Origin of the sequence: Brevundimonas naejangsanensis DSM 23858, assembly GCF_000421705.1 — a bacterium.
GTDB lineage: Bacteria > Pseudomonadota > Alphaproteobacteria > Caulobacterales > Caulobacteraceae > Brevundimonas > Brevundimonas naejangsanensis.
The window spans coordinates 1,174,511-1,189,067 of the sequence record NZ_ATXN01000002.1 but is presented as its reverse complement, the minus strand read 5'-3'; the positions used below and the strand labels follow the sequence as shown (position 1 = coordinate 1,189,067).

At 63.7% G+C, this 14,557-nt stretch carries 14 protein-coding genes; 11 read left to right on the top strand and 3 right to left on the bottom strand.

The genetic code is table 11. The features are described 5' to 3' along the window. Window positions 1-389 precede the first annotated feature (389 nt). The 4 genes from H556_RS0105990 to H556_RS0105980 all read left to right on the top strand — a co-directional run bounded on the left by H556_RS0105990 (window position 390) and on the right by H556_RS0105980 (window position 5,282). Window positions 390-1,988 (top strand): hypothetical protein, encoded by a 1,599-nt coding sequence (locus tag H556_RS0105990; protein ID WP_162140899.1) that lies wholly within the window; start codon window positions 390-392, stop codon window positions 1,986-1,988. A gap of 11 nt (window positions 1,989-1,999) precedes the next feature. Then, entirely contained in the window at window positions 2,000-2,365 is a 366-nt protein-coding gene (locus tag H556_RS16270; RefSeq protein WP_155802413.1) for a hypothetical protein, read from the top strand. A gap of 294 nt (window positions 2,366-2,659) precedes the next feature. Continuing rightward, entirely contained in the window at window positions 2,660-4,624 is a 1,965-nt protein-coding gene (locus tag H556_RS0105985) for an AAA family ATPase (protein ID WP_024353577.1), read from the top strand. Window positions 4,625-4,667: 43 nt separating this feature from the next. Beyond that, window positions 4,668-5,282: a hypothetical protein gene (locus H556_RS0105980; RefSeq protein ID WP_024353576.1), complete on the top strand. Its 615-nt coding sequence runs from the start codon at window positions 4,668-4,670 to the stop codon at window positions 5,280-5,282. Window positions 5,283-5,389: 107 nt separating this feature from the next. Here H556_RS0105980 and H556_RS0105975 read toward each other — a convergent pair whose 3' ends face one another. After that, window positions 5,390-6,787, bottom strand: a complete 1,398-nt coding sequence (locus H556_RS0105975) for a recombinase family protein (protein ID WP_162140898.1) — start codon at window positions 6,785-6,787, stop codon at window positions 5,390-5,392. A gap of 547 nt (window positions 6,788-7,334) precedes the next feature. Here H556_RS0105975 and H556_RS0105970 point away from each other — a divergent pair. Next, entirely contained in the window at window positions 7,335-9,830 is a 2,496-nt protein-coding gene (locus H556_RS0105970) for a heavy metal translocating P-type ATPase (RefSeq protein ID WP_024353574.1), read from the top strand. Beyond that, entirely contained in the window at window positions 9,830-10,246 is a 417-nt protein-coding gene (cueR, locus tag H556_RS0105965) for a Cu(I)-responsive transcriptional regulator (protein WP_024353573.1), read from the top strand. The genes H556_RS0105970 and cueR overlap by 1 nt, the downstream gene beginning before the upstream one ends. 210 nt (window positions 10,247-10,456) lie before the next feature. Here the strand turns inward: cueR and H556_RS0105960 are convergent, their stop codons facing one another. Further along, complete coding sequence (locus H556_RS0105960; RefSeq protein WP_024353572.1) at window positions 10,457-11,017, bottom strand: OmpA family protein; 561 nt, start codon at window positions 11,015-11,017, stop codon at window positions 10,457-10,459. Between the two features lie 87 nt (window positions 11,018-11,104). On the opposite strand from H556_RS0105960, the gene H556_RS16725 reads away from it, so the two are divergent. After that, window positions 11,105-11,239, top strand: a complete 135-nt coding sequence (locus H556_RS16725; protein ID WP_255413956.1) for a hypothetical protein — start codon at window positions 11,105-11,107, stop codon at window positions 11,237-11,239. Between the two features lie 73 nt (window positions 11,240-11,312). Continuing rightward, complete coding sequence (locus H556_RS16025; RefSeq protein ID WP_081650888.1) at window positions 11,313-12,197, top strand: hypothetical protein; 885 nt, start codon at window positions 11,313-11,315, stop codon at window positions 12,195-12,197. Here the strand turns inward: H556_RS16025 and H556_RS0105950 are convergent. After that, entirely contained in the window at window positions 12,194-12,982 is a 789-nt protein-coding gene (locus H556_RS0105950; protein WP_024353570.1) for a prepilin peptidase, read from the bottom strand. The genes H556_RS16025 and H556_RS0105950 overlap by 4 nt on opposite strands. 180 nt (window positions 12,983-13,162) lie before the next feature. Between H556_RS0105950 and H556_RS0105945 the strand changes: the two genes are divergently transcribed. From H556_RS0105945 to H556_RS0105935, 3 genes are all read left to right on the top strand, one after another. Further along, the gene (locus H556_RS0105945; protein ID WP_024353569.1) at window positions 13,163-13,639 is read left to right on the top strand and encodes a helix-turn-helix domain-containing protein; all 477 of its coding nucleotides are present in this window, start codon (window positions 13,163-13,165) and stop codon (window positions 13,637-13,639) included. A gap of 77 nt (window positions 13,640-13,716) precedes the next feature. Next, window positions 13,717-14,205, top strand: a complete 489-nt coding sequence (locus H556_RS0105940; protein ID WP_024353568.1) for a hypothetical protein — start codon at window positions 13,717-13,719, stop codon at window positions 14,203-14,205. Between the two features lie 37 nt (window positions 14,206-14,242). Further along, window positions 14,243-14,476: a hypothetical protein gene (locus H556_RS0105935; protein ID WP_029673244.1), complete on the top strand. Its 234-nt coding sequence runs from the start codon at window positions 14,243-14,245 to the stop codon at window positions 14,474-14,476. Window positions 14,477-14,557 lie beyond the last annotated feature (81 nt).

Here is a 14,557-nt window from a genome sequence, read left to right as displayed (position 1 = left end):
CTTTGGCTCCGTGTGAGGCTCGGTCGTATGCGGGGAAGAGCTTGCTCTTCCCCGTTGAGCCGACCGCCGGCGAAACGCTTCTGAGTTACCTCGTCAGGTGCGTGGAGCGAAACCACCTGCAGTCTCCTGTGCAGTTCCTGCGACAGGCCGAAATCGATCTTTCGATATCCGGTGATTTCCTTGGCCGACTACAACGGTCGCTTCCTGCGATCGAGATGCTGCTTGGAGCGCCCCCACACTCTATTGCCAAGCTCTGGGGCGCTGAGCCCTTGGACGAACTCGGGCGTCGTCGGTTGGGCGGAGTATTCCTGCGGCCCCACCTCATTGACCAAGCGCGTCGACGGGTCAGGCCCGGACTGGCCAAATCGGACGGAGACCAAGCCGTCTGGATGCTCCGCCATTTCGACTTCTGCCCGGTGAGCTGGGACATCCTGATCCGCTCCTGTCCCAACCGGTTCTGCGGCAAGCCGCTGACATGGCCACGCGCCGATAGCTTAAGAGAGTGCCGGCACTGTCGTGAGCCTTTGGTCTCGGCTGCTTCGGACAAGGTCGCCAAACATCACCGGCCGAATCTTCGCTGGCTCGCGGACCTGTTCGACGAAAGTGCGGAGATCCGGCTTGCTGCGATGCGCCGCGTGCCCGCTGCTTTGCCGTTGCATTGCGAGACGGACGTCTATGAGTTTGTTCTCGCGATCGTGCGAGCCTGGCAACTTGTATCTGACGCTGGGCTGGACATGGACGACGCACCTGTCGGTCATCGGGCGCTTTGCGAAGCTGTGAGCTTCGTTCTCGAATACCCGAAGTCGAGGTGGGACCTTCTCCAAAGGTCGCCTGGCGAGCGCGATAAGCTATACGGCGTCATGGCGCGGATTTCTCGGGACACCGCCGTGCCCGTGGTCCGACAGGCGCTGATCGAAATCCTCGCCGATTGCCCGCTGATGTTGGTGAAGCAGGACCGTCGGCCGCCGCCGGGCGAGTTGAACTCGCGAGGTGCTGCTTCCGTCCTTGGCGTGCCGCCAGGCGACGTGGGACGCCTTGTCGAAGCAGGCTTTCTCACCCCGCTGTCGAGCTCAGGCACGCAGCGTAAGCAGTACCTTTTCGACACCCATGTTGTAGAGGGCATGCGGGCGGAGTTGACGGCTGGGATGAGCGCCCGTCGTGCCGCGCAGCTTTTGGGTCTGCCTCTCTATGCAATCCCGCAACTTGTTGCGCTCAACATCCTGCAGCCTCAGCCAAGTGAGCTCTCGATGTTCCTGCGAGGCGACCATCGGGTGGGCGCCGAGGACGTTGAGAAGATTGCTGATTGGCTAGCGGCTCTCCCACTTGTTCCGCCATCGCGAGAATGGATTTCGCTCAGCGAAGCTTTCACGGCCGTTGGGGGCAGAGACAAGCCTTGGGCCGCGGTAATCAAGGCAGCTCTCTCGCGGGAACTGCCCGGCGGTCTCGTATTTGCGGCCTCTTCCCATCACGAACGCGGTACGCTTTCGATGGCCCGCCTCGCGGCCCGAGAGTTCGTCGCAGGTGGGCCAGGTTCCCGATCCCCTTTAACCGTCCTGTATGAGAGTTCGGGAAGCTCTGCGCCGCCGACTATGACGCCAGGCGAAGTGATGGACTATCTCAACTGCTCCGCCGTAGAAATTTCTTGGCTGCGGGAACGCGACCTGTTGGCGCCGCGACAGTGGGTCTCGCCCACGAGTTACGAGCGCATCAGGGTTGAGGCTTTCGGATGCCACTGGATGAGCACGCGGGAAGCGGCTGCAAGGCTGGAAGTCGAACCTCGTGGCTTATGGCGTCTCATCGAAGCCTATCCCATCGAGCCCGGCCTTGGTCGGGGGTTCTATCTTCGCTCTGATCTCGAGAGGATAGTGAACACCCTGGCCTCCGAGCGAAGGACACTGGTGGAGCGCTGGCCAGGGCTCCAGCCTAGAGGCTTACGAGGGGGCTGGGTCAAGGCTTCTATGGGCGAAAAGCGACCGCGGCCGGGGTGAATGGCTAGGCGATGAGCAAGGATGCCAAACGAAAGGTCCGCCAGCGCCAGATATTGCACTGGGCGCAGGGTGGGCGCTGTGCAGGTTGCGGTCAGCCGATGACCCTGAAGCGCGGTTTGCCGAGAGACCGTTCTGACTATCCGACCTATGATCATATCGTGCAGAAGAGCCGAGGTGGTGGGCACGGTCTGATCAACGGGTTGCTCAAACACTTCGCCTGCAACATGCGGCGAGGATCAGATCCGCCGACGGGGTGTGATCGCATTTGGCATGCGTTGGTTTTGGAGCGAATCTACTCTCCCGCCGCGACCGCGCGTTGGCAGCTCGAAATGCACAGGCCTCAAACCTTCGTAGTCGGACGCCAGGAGGTGGATTGAAACCATGGTCTGCGCCTCCGCGGCCTGGTCTGGCGTAAGTCCATCAAGCAGGCGGACAGTCAGATCGCTGCAGCCTCGGTGAAGCCCAACAACTGTTGCAGGCACCACCCCAAGCCAGAGTCACCAAGCGGCGGATCCTCGATCATCAGAAGCACATCGACACAATCGTCTGCCCAATCGATCGACTAAGGGTTCGTCCGTAACATTCTTCGTTCAGTGAACGTTGACTCTTGCGGTTGTGCGGTCTGTTGTTCTTGCAACGCGGCCATCTAGAGCCGGAGAGGAAACCAACCCATGCTTCTCGAGCGAGCGCACGTCACGAACTTCCGGTCTGCAATGGATACGGGAGAGTTCGCCATCTCGCAGGTGACGTGTTTGGTTGGAAAGAATGAAGCCGGAAAAAGCGCCGTACTCATGGCGCTTGCCGCGCTCAATCCTCATTCCGCCACGCCCGCCGTATTGGATAAAGAACGCGATTATCCCAGAGCTTCATTGCTGAAGTATGACGAACTGCATTTGTCTGCGGCCGCTGTCGCGGTTTCAACGAGCTGGAAACTTGAGGGATCCGACCTAGCGGCCATCGCACTCGCAGTTGGTCCAGGAGCTTTCCGAGGCGACCGGGTCGAGGTGTCACGTTCGTACGGTGAGGCTCCGGAATTCCAATTCGATTTGGACTTCGGCGTGGTGCTAAAATTTCTCTACAGTAAACATAATCTCGATGAGTCCGAAGTGGCCGTATTGTCGACTGCTGGAACGACAACAGCTCTTATCGAAACGCTCAACGGCATGACCGCGCTTTCAGAGCGCCAGCAAGCTCTGAAGGCTGATCTTGCCAAGAACGGATCAGCCACGGGTCGGGTGAAGGCAATCCTAGCTAAGCGGCTGCCGAAATTTATGTATTTCTCGTCCTATGACCGAATGGACGGTGCCATTCAGATCGAGCAGACGCGCCAGCTGATCGCCAACGACACAATCGACAACGACGCTCACCGCGGCCAAAAGCTTTTCGCTGAGTTTCTAGAGTATGCTGGCGTCAGCATTGACGAAATCGCAGGTGTCCAAACCTACGAGACATTCAATGCCAAGCTTCAGGCAGCTTCCAACAATATCACGGATCAGATTCTCGAATATTGGACCCAGAATCCAGACTTGAACGTCGCTGTGCGTGTCGAGCAAGCGAGGCCGGGCGACCCGGCCCCCTTCAACAGCGGGACCATAGCCAGGGCGCGTATCGAGAACCGCTTGCATAGGGTAGATACCCCTTTTTCAGAACGGAGCGCCGGATTCGTTTGGTTCTTCTCCTTCCTCGTAAAGTTCGCCCAAGTGAAGGACGAGACGTCGCCCGTCGTCCTGCTCTTGGACGAACCGGGGCTAACCTTACACGGCAAGGCGCAGGCTGACCTTCTTCGCTTCTTTGCGGAGAAGCTGGCACCCCATCACCAGATCATCTACTCGACACACTCGCCATTCATGGTCCCGGCCGACGACCTAGCATCCGTTAGGATTGTTGAAGACCAAGTCGAGCTGAAGGGACCGCGACGCGTGCCGATTGGCACGAAGGTGCGAGAAGATGTCCTCGGCCGAGACCCCGATACGGTTTTTCCGCTGCAGGGCGCGCTCGGCTACGAAATCAGCCAGTCTCTGTTTGTTGGGAAGAACACCTTACTCGTCGAGGGACCGGGAGACATTCTTTACCTGCAGGCGCTCTCCGACGCGTTGAACAGGCGTCAACGCACCGGACTCGATCCGCGATGGGTCCTGTGTCCGGCGGGCGGCATCGACAAGATCCGCCCGTTTGTCAGCCTGTTCAGCGCTAATCAGCTCAATGTGGCAGCGCTGTCGGATGAGGCGAAGGGCGACAAGCGGAAGATCGAAGACCTCAAACGGAGCGACGTCCTAAAGGCGGGCCACTTCTATTCCATCGCAGACTTCGTCGACGCAGCTGAGGCCGACATCGAGGACCTGTTCGATCCGTCGATATTTGTGTCCATCATCAACGCTGCCTTCCAAGTTCCAGAGAGCCATCTTCTCACCACCAAGACCTTGGACGAGGCTGATCTGAATACGACCCGCCTGCTGAAGAAAGCGGAAGCTGCCTTCAACGTGTTGCCCGATACGGTCCCGACTTTCGATCACTTTACGCCGGCCGCGTGGCTGATCCGAAATCCGAAGGTGCTCGAAAGCAAGTCTCCAGCCGTCGCGAAGACTCTCGAACGAGCAGAGAAGGTTTTCGCGACGTTCAACGCACTTCTCCCCTGATGTTGGAGGTACCGACGGCTGCTGCTTCGGCAATGGTCGGCCGATGAATGTACCGCCCCATGTGATTTCCGCCCTGAAGGCGCGGGCGAAGGCTCTGGGGCCTGTGTCGCTGCGTGATCAGATGTGGCGCGAAGCCGTCTCGTTCCACGAGAGCGCGCAGCGGAATTTCGAGCAGCGGGTCGGGCCGGACGGTCGCTATGCGTTTCCCTTCACTGCTGGCGTCGTCGGATTGGCGTTCGCCTGTGAGCTCTACCTGAAAACCCTGCTGCTGATCGCCTACGGAAAGGCACCGCACGGCCATAGGCTCAACGTCCTGTTCGCCAAGCTGCCCGACGACGTCAGGGCGCTCGTGAAGGTCCGCTATGAGCAGCGCCGGGATGGGCTGGGCTCCGTGCTAGAGCACGATCTGGTGACGTTCGCCAACGCCTTCGTCGAGTTTCGCTACGTCTATGAGGGCGGGAATGACGCCTTAGACATCATCGGCTTGGGCCAGCTGGCTGCATCGCTGTACGAGGCCAGTCGACGGCTAAATTCTGACCTGCAGCTGTACGAATACACCCACATCCGGATCACCTCGGCGATGCAGGGCGTCCCGATCTTCTCTCAGGGCGCCCATCCCTATCCTCCGGCACCGTCTTGGCCCGACGACACGGCGTAAGCTGCCTCTGCCGGCTCGCCAAGCAGCGACTGTTCGTCGGATCGGCTAGCGATGGTCCGTTGTCCGGCGCACGGTCAATGTCCGTTGCTGGCGCGTAATAGACGCGGTCAGCTGCGCCTATTGATCGCGGCATCTCCCTGCACAGGAACTAGGGCGGCTGGCCCGGGCCGAAGCCGCGAGTAGCGCGCTCCCGCTGCTTCACACGCGGCGGCGACAGAGCCGAACCGCTTTATGTAGGTCATGTACGAAGGTGCATCGGGGGTCTTGATGAGCAATGAAGTGGAGACGCTCCCGCGCTCGTGCTCTATCCTTCGGAGAACCGCTAGGAGCTGTTCTTCACCGATCTTCCGACCAAGCACGCTGCCTAGGCGATTGAGGCGAGGCTTTTCGCCAACCAGCGCCATTGCTCGCCCCAGTGTGCCGAACCGCTTGTCGTAATAGCTTGCGTTGCAGCATTCAGGAGCCTCATCGACGACACTCGTCGAGAGTCGGCCAACCCGGTCTCGAACTCGACGGAGATCCGATAGCATCCTCTCCTCGGATCGCCGCCGGTTGTCCGCCAACCATGCACGTCTTCGCTGGGCGGCGGCATATGTGCGTGGAGGAACGATTGGCTCCATCACGCGAACCTCGCCCCAAGTGCTTCTGGGTTGGATCGTCCGAGGCCCGCCGAATGTACGAGCTTCCTTGCCAAACCTGAGCACGCCGGTCAGCAGTTCGCACGTTAGGACACGTCGCACATGTTGGAAGGTGATAGGCTCGCCCGAAGTCCAAGTCTCTCCATCTCGCTGGAGAATTCGGGCAATCTGAGCGGGAAGTTTCTTCCGCACCAGGTAGAGGTCGAAGATCTTTCGAACGACTCCGATTTCCCGTTCGTCCCCGTGCACATATCTTAATCTGTATTCCGGATGGCTTTTCCTCTCCCCTCGGCGGAGCACCTTGCCGAGAGACCCATCCGGCAGGAGTTCCTGCCGGGCAACCCCGTAGGGGCAAGACCCTCCCTGGACTAGCCCGAGCGCCCTATTGATCCGCTTCGCGCGGCGGATTCTTTCGGAAAGCTCGCGGCTATATTCGCCCGCCATGACTCGCTTGAGCTGCTTGAGGATCGCCCCCGTTGGGTTCTCGTCGAAGGCCTCCGCCACATAGCGGACGCTTATCCCTGAGGAGCGACAGAGAAATTCATAGTGGGCAGCTTCATCTGGGTCCTGGTACCGGCCCCATCTGCTGACATCGAGCACGAGGATTGTCCTGTATTCCGCGCGCCCGGCCACTATGTCCGCTAGCATGTCGCTGAGGCCCTTCCGCCCTTTTGTCGAGACCCCGCTCTTGCCCTCATCGACATAGGTTCGAACGATGTCATAGCCCTCTCGCTTGCTGAACTCGGCGATGGAGGCTCGCTGGTGGAAGCTGGAGTATTTCTGCACTTCTGACGAAGCCCTGAGGTACTGGGCGGCAGGTATCAAAGCAGCGCGCTCGCCGACCGCCGCCTCCGCGTTTTTCGACATCGACTTACCCTTTAGCTTTCGCGGATCCCTCATCCGCTGCCGATGTTTTTACCGCTGCTCGACGCTTGCAGGGCAGACCTTCTAGATTTGCGACAGTTCGACAGTAAATCTCCCAGCTGCCCCCGCCGACGCGGTCACGCGCATCCATCACTCACGCATGGCGCTTCGCGGGCGTAAGCTGAGCACTGACATATTGCTGCGATGATGTTAGGGGCGAGCGACTAAGCCACTCTTAGGTGGTCTCGTGCGGATTTGAGCCGCCCTTAGGTGGTCGCGCCAGTTAGTCAGAGCCGGCTAGACGCAGCGGCTATCGGCCTTCGGTGACCCGCTCTTAAGTGGTCCGGATATCCCTTATTCCGTGGGTCATGGGGCGCAGGCGCGTGGCGTCGGCAGGGCCTTGGTCTGCGCCAGCCTGTGAACCTCAATCCTCACCCGTGCGTCCTGCTGTTGGCGGGGCTTTGGGCCGTGGTGTGTCGAGGGGGTGTTGACCTTCCCTTGATGGGAAGGTTTAGCAGTGTTGTCGTCAAAGGTTTGCGAGGACGACGTCATGGCCGCCGAAGGCTTCAGAACACTGGATCTGCCCGTGCTGGGCATGACCTGCGCCAGCTGCGTGGGGCGGGTTGAAAAGGCCATCCGCGCCGTGCCGGGCGTGGCGCAGGCGCAGGTCAATCTGGCCGCCGAACGGGCGCAGGTGTCGCTGTCGCCTGACGGTTCCGCCGCCGCCGTCGCCGCCGCCATTAAGAGCGCGGGCTATGAGCCGATGGGGGAGGAGGTCGTCTATCCCGTGCGGGGGATGACCTGCGCCTCCTGTGTCGGCCGCGTCGAAAAGGCGCTGGCCGCCGTGCCGGGCGTGCTGTCGGCCAGCGTCAATCTGGCGACCGAGCGGGCGACGGTGCGCTTCCTGTCGGGGGCGACGACGTTCCAGGATCTGGCCGCCGCCGTCGAACAGGCGGGCTATGTGCTGGAGGCGCCGCAGGACGCCGGTCCCGACGCCGGCGACCGCGAACAGGCCGCCCGTGACGCCGAGATCAGCAAGCTGGGCCGCGCGGTGCTGATCGCAGGCGCGGCGACCCTGCCGCTGTTCGTGCTGGAGATGGGTTCGCACTTCGTGCCGGGGATGCATCACTGGATCGGCGAGACGATCGGCGCCTTCAACTGGAAGGTCATCAGCTTCGTGCTGGCGACCTTCGTCCTGTTCGTGCCGGGTGCCGTTTTCTTCCGTAAAGGCGTGCCCGCCCTGCTGCGCGCGGCGCCGGACATGAACTCCCTCGTCGTGCTGGGCGCGACGGCGGCCTGGGCCTTCTCGACGGTGGCGACCTTCGCGCCGCAGTGGCTGCCTGAAGGCACGGCCAACATCTATTTCGAGGCGGCGGCGGTGATCGTCACCCTGATCCTGGTCGGGCGCTGGATCGAGGCGCGGGCCAAGGGGCGCACGGGTCAGGCGATCCGCCGCCTGATGTCGCTGCAGGCCAAGACCGCGCGTGTGGTGCGGGGCGGCGTCGAGCAGGACGTAGCCGTCGATACGGTCAAGGTCGGCGACCTGGTCGTGGTGCGCCCCGGCGAGCGGGTGCCGGTCGACGGCGTGGTCACGGACGGCGCCTCCTTCGTCGATGAAACCATGCTGACGGGCGAGCCGATCCCGGTCGAGAAGGCCGCCGGGGCCGAGGTCACAGGCGGCACGCTGAACACCACGGGCGCCTTCCGCTTCGAGGCGCGTCAGGTCGGCTCGCAGACCGTGCTGGCCCAGATCGTCAGGATGGTCGAGGCGGCGCAGGGAGCCAAGCTGCCTATTCAGGCGCTGGTGGACAAGGTGACGGGCTGGTTCGTGCCCGCCGTCATGGCCATCGCCGCCCTGACCTTCGTCGTGTGGTTCCTGTTCGGGCCTGATCCGGCGATGGGTATGGCGCTGGTCGCGACCGTGTCCGTGCTGATCATCGCCTGCCCGTGCGCCATGGGTCTGGCGACGCCGACCTCCATCATGGTGGGCGTAGGCCGCGCGGCGGAGTTGGGCGTGCTGTTCCGAAAGGGCGAGGCGCTTCAGGCCCTGCAGGGCGTCGAGGTCGTCGCCTTCGACAAGACCGGCACCCTGACCGAAGGCAAGCCGACGCTGACCGATCTGGTCACGGCCGAGGGCTTTGACGATGCGACCGTGCTGGCCCAGGTGGCGGCGCTCGAGATCCGCTCCGAGCACCCGGTGGCTCGCGCCCTGGTCGCCGCCGCCGAGGCGCGCGGCGTCAGCGTGGTCGAGCCGCAGGACTTCGCCTCCATCCCCGGCAAGGGGGTGACGGGTCTGGTCGATGGCGCGCGCGTCGCCGTCGGCGCCGACCGCTACATGGCCGAGCTGGGCTGCGACGTGGCCGTGTTCGCCGAGGCGGCGGCCCGTCTGGGCGATGAGGGCAAGACGCCGCTCTACGCCGCCGTGGACGGTCGACTGGCCGCCATCATCGCCGTGGCCGACCCGGTCAAGGCGACGACGGCCGAGGCTATCGCCGCCCTGCACGAGCTGGGATTGAAGGTTGCGGTCATCAGCGGCGACAACCGCCGCACCGCCGCAGCCGTGGCGCGCCGTCTGGGCATTGATGAAGTCCACGCCGAGGTCATGCCAGACGGCAAGGTGGCCGTGATCGAGGCGCTGAAAGCGAGCGGACGCAAGGTCGCCTTCGTCGGCGACGGGGTGAACGACGCCCCGGCCCTGGCGGCGGCGGACGTGGGTCTGGCGGTCGGCGGCGGCTCGGACGTGGCGATCGAGAGCGCGGACGTGGTCCTGACCGGCGGCGACCTGCGCGGCGCGGTCAGCGCCATCGGCCTGTCGAGGGCGACGATGAACAACATCCGCCAAAACCTGGCCTGGGCCTTCGGCTACAACGTCCTGCTGATCCCGGTGGCGGCGGGGGTGCTGTACCCGGTCTTCGGCCTGATGCTGTCGCCCATGTTGGCGGCGGGGGCCATGGCCCTGTCCAGCGTCAGCGTGGTGCTGAACGCCCTGCGTCTGAAGACCTTCAAACCCCATATCAACACCGGCAGCACGAAGGGAGCCGCGTGATGAACATCGGCAAGGCGGCCCAGGCGACCGGCGTCTCGGCCAAGATGATCCGCTATTATGAGGCGCAGGGCCTGATCCGCCCCGCCGATCGCACCGAGGGCAATTACCGCGACTTTTCAGAGCGCGACCTGAACGACCTGCGCTTCATCCGGCGGGCGCGCGGGCTGGGCTTTTCGATTGAGGAGATCAGCCGCCTTCTGTCCCTGTGGCGCGACGACGCCCGCCCCAGTCGCGAGGTCAAGGCGATGGCGCAGAAGCATCTGGAGGACCTGGACGCCCGCATCCGCGAAATGCGCGAGATGGCCGACACCCTGCGCCACCTGGCCCATTGCTGCGCCGGCGATGACCGCCCGGACTGTCCCATCCTGTCGGATCTGGCGGGCGCACCGACCGGGCAGGAACAGCGCGCGGACTGAACCTGAAAGTCAAAATGACAACGGCGGCGCCCCTGACAGGACGCCGCCGTTTCTCGTTCCGGCCGGGGCAGGAGGCCGGAACGAATGCCTAGACCCTTTTCGGTTCAGTCGGAATCGACTGCACCCAGAACAAGGGTCCAGAACTATCTGGAGCGAATATCCGAGTTGAGTTGGACATGCGTCCAACTCAACCGATTTCGCTCTTGGCTGTTAGGCCAGAACCATGATGGCGACGCGGCGGTTCTGGGCGCGGCCTTCACGGGTGTTGTTGGGGGCGACCGGCTTGGCGGCGCCATAGGAGATGGTCGCCATGCGGTTCAGGGCGATGCCCTGATCGCTGAGGAAGCGACGCACCGCTTCGGCGCGTTCCTGGCCCAGACGCTCATTGATCTGGTTGGTGCCGGTCGAGTCCGTGTGGCCCTGGATTTCCAGGTAGACGTTGGCGTTCTCGGCGCGCAGACGCTGGACCAGTTCGGCCAGGCGTTGTTCGGCTTCCGGCGACAGTTCGGTGTGGTTGACCGGGAACTTCACCGAGTCGTCCGACAGAACGACTTCGTACAGGAATTTGCCCTGGGCCAGTTTGTGCGCGGCGTTGGCGCGGGCCAGGGCTTCGCCTGCCGTGCCTTCGACCTGCGTCAGATGGCTGTCGACGCCGTCGACGCGCTCGTTCACGACCTGGACGTTGTCGCGGACGAACCGATGGCTGGCGCAGCCGCTGACGGCGACGCCAAGAATGGCGATAGCGCCGACGACGGCGGTCCTGGGTGCCAATTTGATCAAATCAAGTCTCCTTCGTGCCCGGCCCAACTCCGGGGGGGTTACGCGCCGCACCGGTGTCGGTTGCAAAACGGCGGAGCAATGACGCGCGAAGAAGTGAAAAGGTTCAGCTTGACTGTAAAAAAATTTAAACAAACCGCCGTTCTTGTTGTTTCAGCCGCCTTGGCTGACGCCTTTTTCCTGACGCTCTCAGGTGATCAGCTTCGCGCGAGCTGAAGGGCGAGGAGCCATTGTTGCAAGTATCACCATTGGGCGTTCGCGGAACCTGTAGCGGAACAGGCGACCAGGGGTGAGCCGGGCCTCGAGGCGTAAACGTTCCAGGGCTCTGCCGGTTGCGGCCAGCGTCGCGGCGCATGGCCTGATCCTGGCGCTTATGGTGACGGCTCCGGTCAAGCCTGTCGTCGAGCCTGCGCCGACGCCGCTGGTCGAGGTGACTCTGGTCGAGCCGCCTCCGCCTCCGCCTCCGCCGTCAGAGCCGGCGCCCGGCGATGCGCCCGCGGGAGGATCGGAGCCCGCACCCGCGCCTCAGCCTGAACCGGCGCCTGCCGCGCCAGCAGTAGCGACCCCCGTTCCGGTCCCGGCGAAGACGCCCCAGAAGGCGCGCGCAGCGCCGACGCCGCCGACGCCTCGCCCCAGTCGTCCGACGCCTCTGGCGCCGCAGGTTGAGCCGCTGCCGGTCTCGGCGCCTGAACCCAGCGTGTCCTTTGTTTTGCTGGGAGACGGCGCGCTCAGCGGCGCCTTGACCGCGGGGCAGGGGACGGGCGGGGGCGGTGGGACGGGCTCCGGGGCAGGCGGCTCCGGCGGCGGCTCCGGTTCAGGGACAGGCGGCGGTTCGGGGCAGGGGTGCGACATGGTCAAGCGCATCCAGGACGCCCTGCGCAACGATGCGCGCATCAACGCGGCGATAGGAGAGGCCTATCGCACATCCGGCGCCTCGGGGCAGGCTATCCTGATGTGGAACGGCGACTGGCTGCAGAGCCCCGGCGAGGAAGGCAAGGGGCTGGCCGGGGTGCGTCAAGCCATCGCCGTCACGGTCGGATTCTCGCCGCGCGCCTGTAAGGCGGAAACGGTGAACGGCTATGTGCTGCTGACGCTCAGCGACCAGCCGGGCGCGCCGCGCGTGGCGCTGGGCAGCGGCGGGCGCTGGCGCTGGTCCGACCTGCTGTCCCTCTAGCCTGGCAACCCGAGGCCGAGGGGGCCGTAAAGCCAGGTCAGCCAGGCGCCAATCGCCAGAAAGACGCCGAAAGGCAGGCGGTCGGTCCCGGCGATGGGACGGCGAAGGACGATCTTGGCCGCGACGACGCTCAGGCCGCTCAGGGACGCCCACAGGAGCACGCTGGGCAGACCCATCCAGCCGACCCAGGCGCCGATCGCGCCCAGCAGGAAGGGATCGCCCCCGCCCAGACCGTCGCGACCGCGCAGGCGCCTATAGATAAAGGCCAACAGCCATAGGCCGCCGAAGCCCGCCGCCGCTCCGATCAAGGGCGTCTTCAGCGGGCCGACCAGCGACCATTGCAGGCCGCTCTGCACATTGGCGGGGTCCAGCGCCACCGCCGCGAACAGGCCGCTGAGAAACAGCGGCAGGGTCAGGGCGTCCGGCAGCCAGAAATGCTCGGCGTCGATGATGGCGATCAGCAGCAGCTGCCAGCCCAGCACCGCCCCCGCCAGAGCCCAGGCGGGATCGTCGAGGCGCAGCGCCGCCCAGACGCCGATGGCGGCGGCGGCCAGTTCGATCAGGGGATAGCGCACAGGAATGGCCGCGCCGCAGTCGCTGCACTTCCCCCGCGTCATCGCCCAACTGACGACAGGGATCAGCCGCCAGGGCTTCAGCGGACGGCCGCATGACCCGCAGCGGGAGCGCTGCACGACGACATCCTGACCCTGCGGCAGGCGCAGGCTGACCAGGCCCAGAAAGCTGCCCACGATCAGGCCAAGGCCGCCTAACAACGTCGCCAGCATGCGTTTTCCTCTGTCTCCATATCCAGATCCGGCCCCTAGTGCGGCGATCCCTTCGCGACATGCAATCGAATTGCTGCGACGCAAAGGTTGTGTCGTATCGCGGCGACACCTAACGACCTATCAGTCGGACGCGTCTCTGAAGACTGGACGCACGATAGCTCAAATGGATATTCAGGTTTTGTGACCATAGTTTCGGCGATCGATAAATTGACGCCGCGCGAACGGGAAATTCTTCTGCTCGTGGCGGAGCGTCTGGGCGACAAGGAAATCGCCCAGCAACTGAACCTGTCGCCGCGCACTGTTCAGAACCACCTGCATCGCGCCTATGAGAAGCTGGGCGTTTCCGACCGCCAGCAGGCGGCTCGCCTGCTGAGTAATTCCTACTCAGGGCAATCGTCGCCCCTGTCGCCCGCGCCGCTTCTGCCGTCAGAACAGGGCGTCCTTGCAGGTTCTGACCGTGTCGAGGACGGGAAGGCTCCCTGGCCGGTTCCCTTCTACGGAGGTTACCTGCGCCTGGGGCGCTGGCGTCGGCCACGCAGAATCGGCGGCTCTGTCCTGCTGTTGATCCTGGGCGGCGCGCTGGCGTGGATTCTGCTCGCAGCCGCTGCGGTCAGTTTGATCCCTCCCGTCCTGGAGATGATCCAGGGCCTGCGCTGACGCTTCGGGATGGCGGAGATGCGCATGATCAAAGGGAATTAAGCGCCTGACGACAGTCGGGCCGAGCGGAGACGTCGATGAGCCCCTTGCAACTCGCACTGCAGTTCGCATTGCTGGCGTTCAGTCTGATAGGCCTTTCCCTGCTTCTCTGGCGAGGAAGGACCTGGGACCGCGCGGCTGCAGGCGTCGTGCTGATGGCTCTAACACTATCATATGCCATTGATAATACTGGCCAAGATAGCTTTGAGTTCGGCGTGATCCTGATCGATGCAGCGGCCTTTATCGCCCTGTGGCTGATCGCCGAACGGGCGGGGCGTTGGTGGATCGTGATGACCGCAGCGCTGCATCTGGTGTCGACCCTGGTCTACGTCGCGCCATTCCTGACCTCGACCAGTCTGGCCTGGGCCGCGATGACGCTGATCTGGGTCCTCTGGCTCCTGACGTCACTGACATTTTTATTCGGCGTCTGGGAGATTGAAGCCGCCCGACGCTTCGCCTTTGGGGGGCGATATGGCTCAACACTGGACGATGGAGGCGGCCCGCGCGCTGCTCCGTCAATGGAATGACAAGCGGCTGGAAGCGTCCGTTCGTGCGGCGGGGCTGATGGCTGAACTGGGCGCGCTTGAGGCCTGGCTGCTGGAGCAACGGCCCGAGACTCTGGCCGAGGCGGAGCGTCTTCTGGACCTGATCACATCGCATGAAAGCGGCGGCGGGCGCGGGCTGGAGCAACTGTGCCGCATCGGCGGCGGAGTCCGCAACGACGTCGACGCCCATCGCAGCCGGGTGGAGCACAGCTTCGCTCCGCGCGCCTCGGGACCGCTGGCGGGGCGGGCCTAAAAGTCATCATTTGATGATCGTCGGCCAGGGTTTCGTCCCGCCGACCGGACTGTTACAGCCGTTGACAGTCCGCGACCAAGC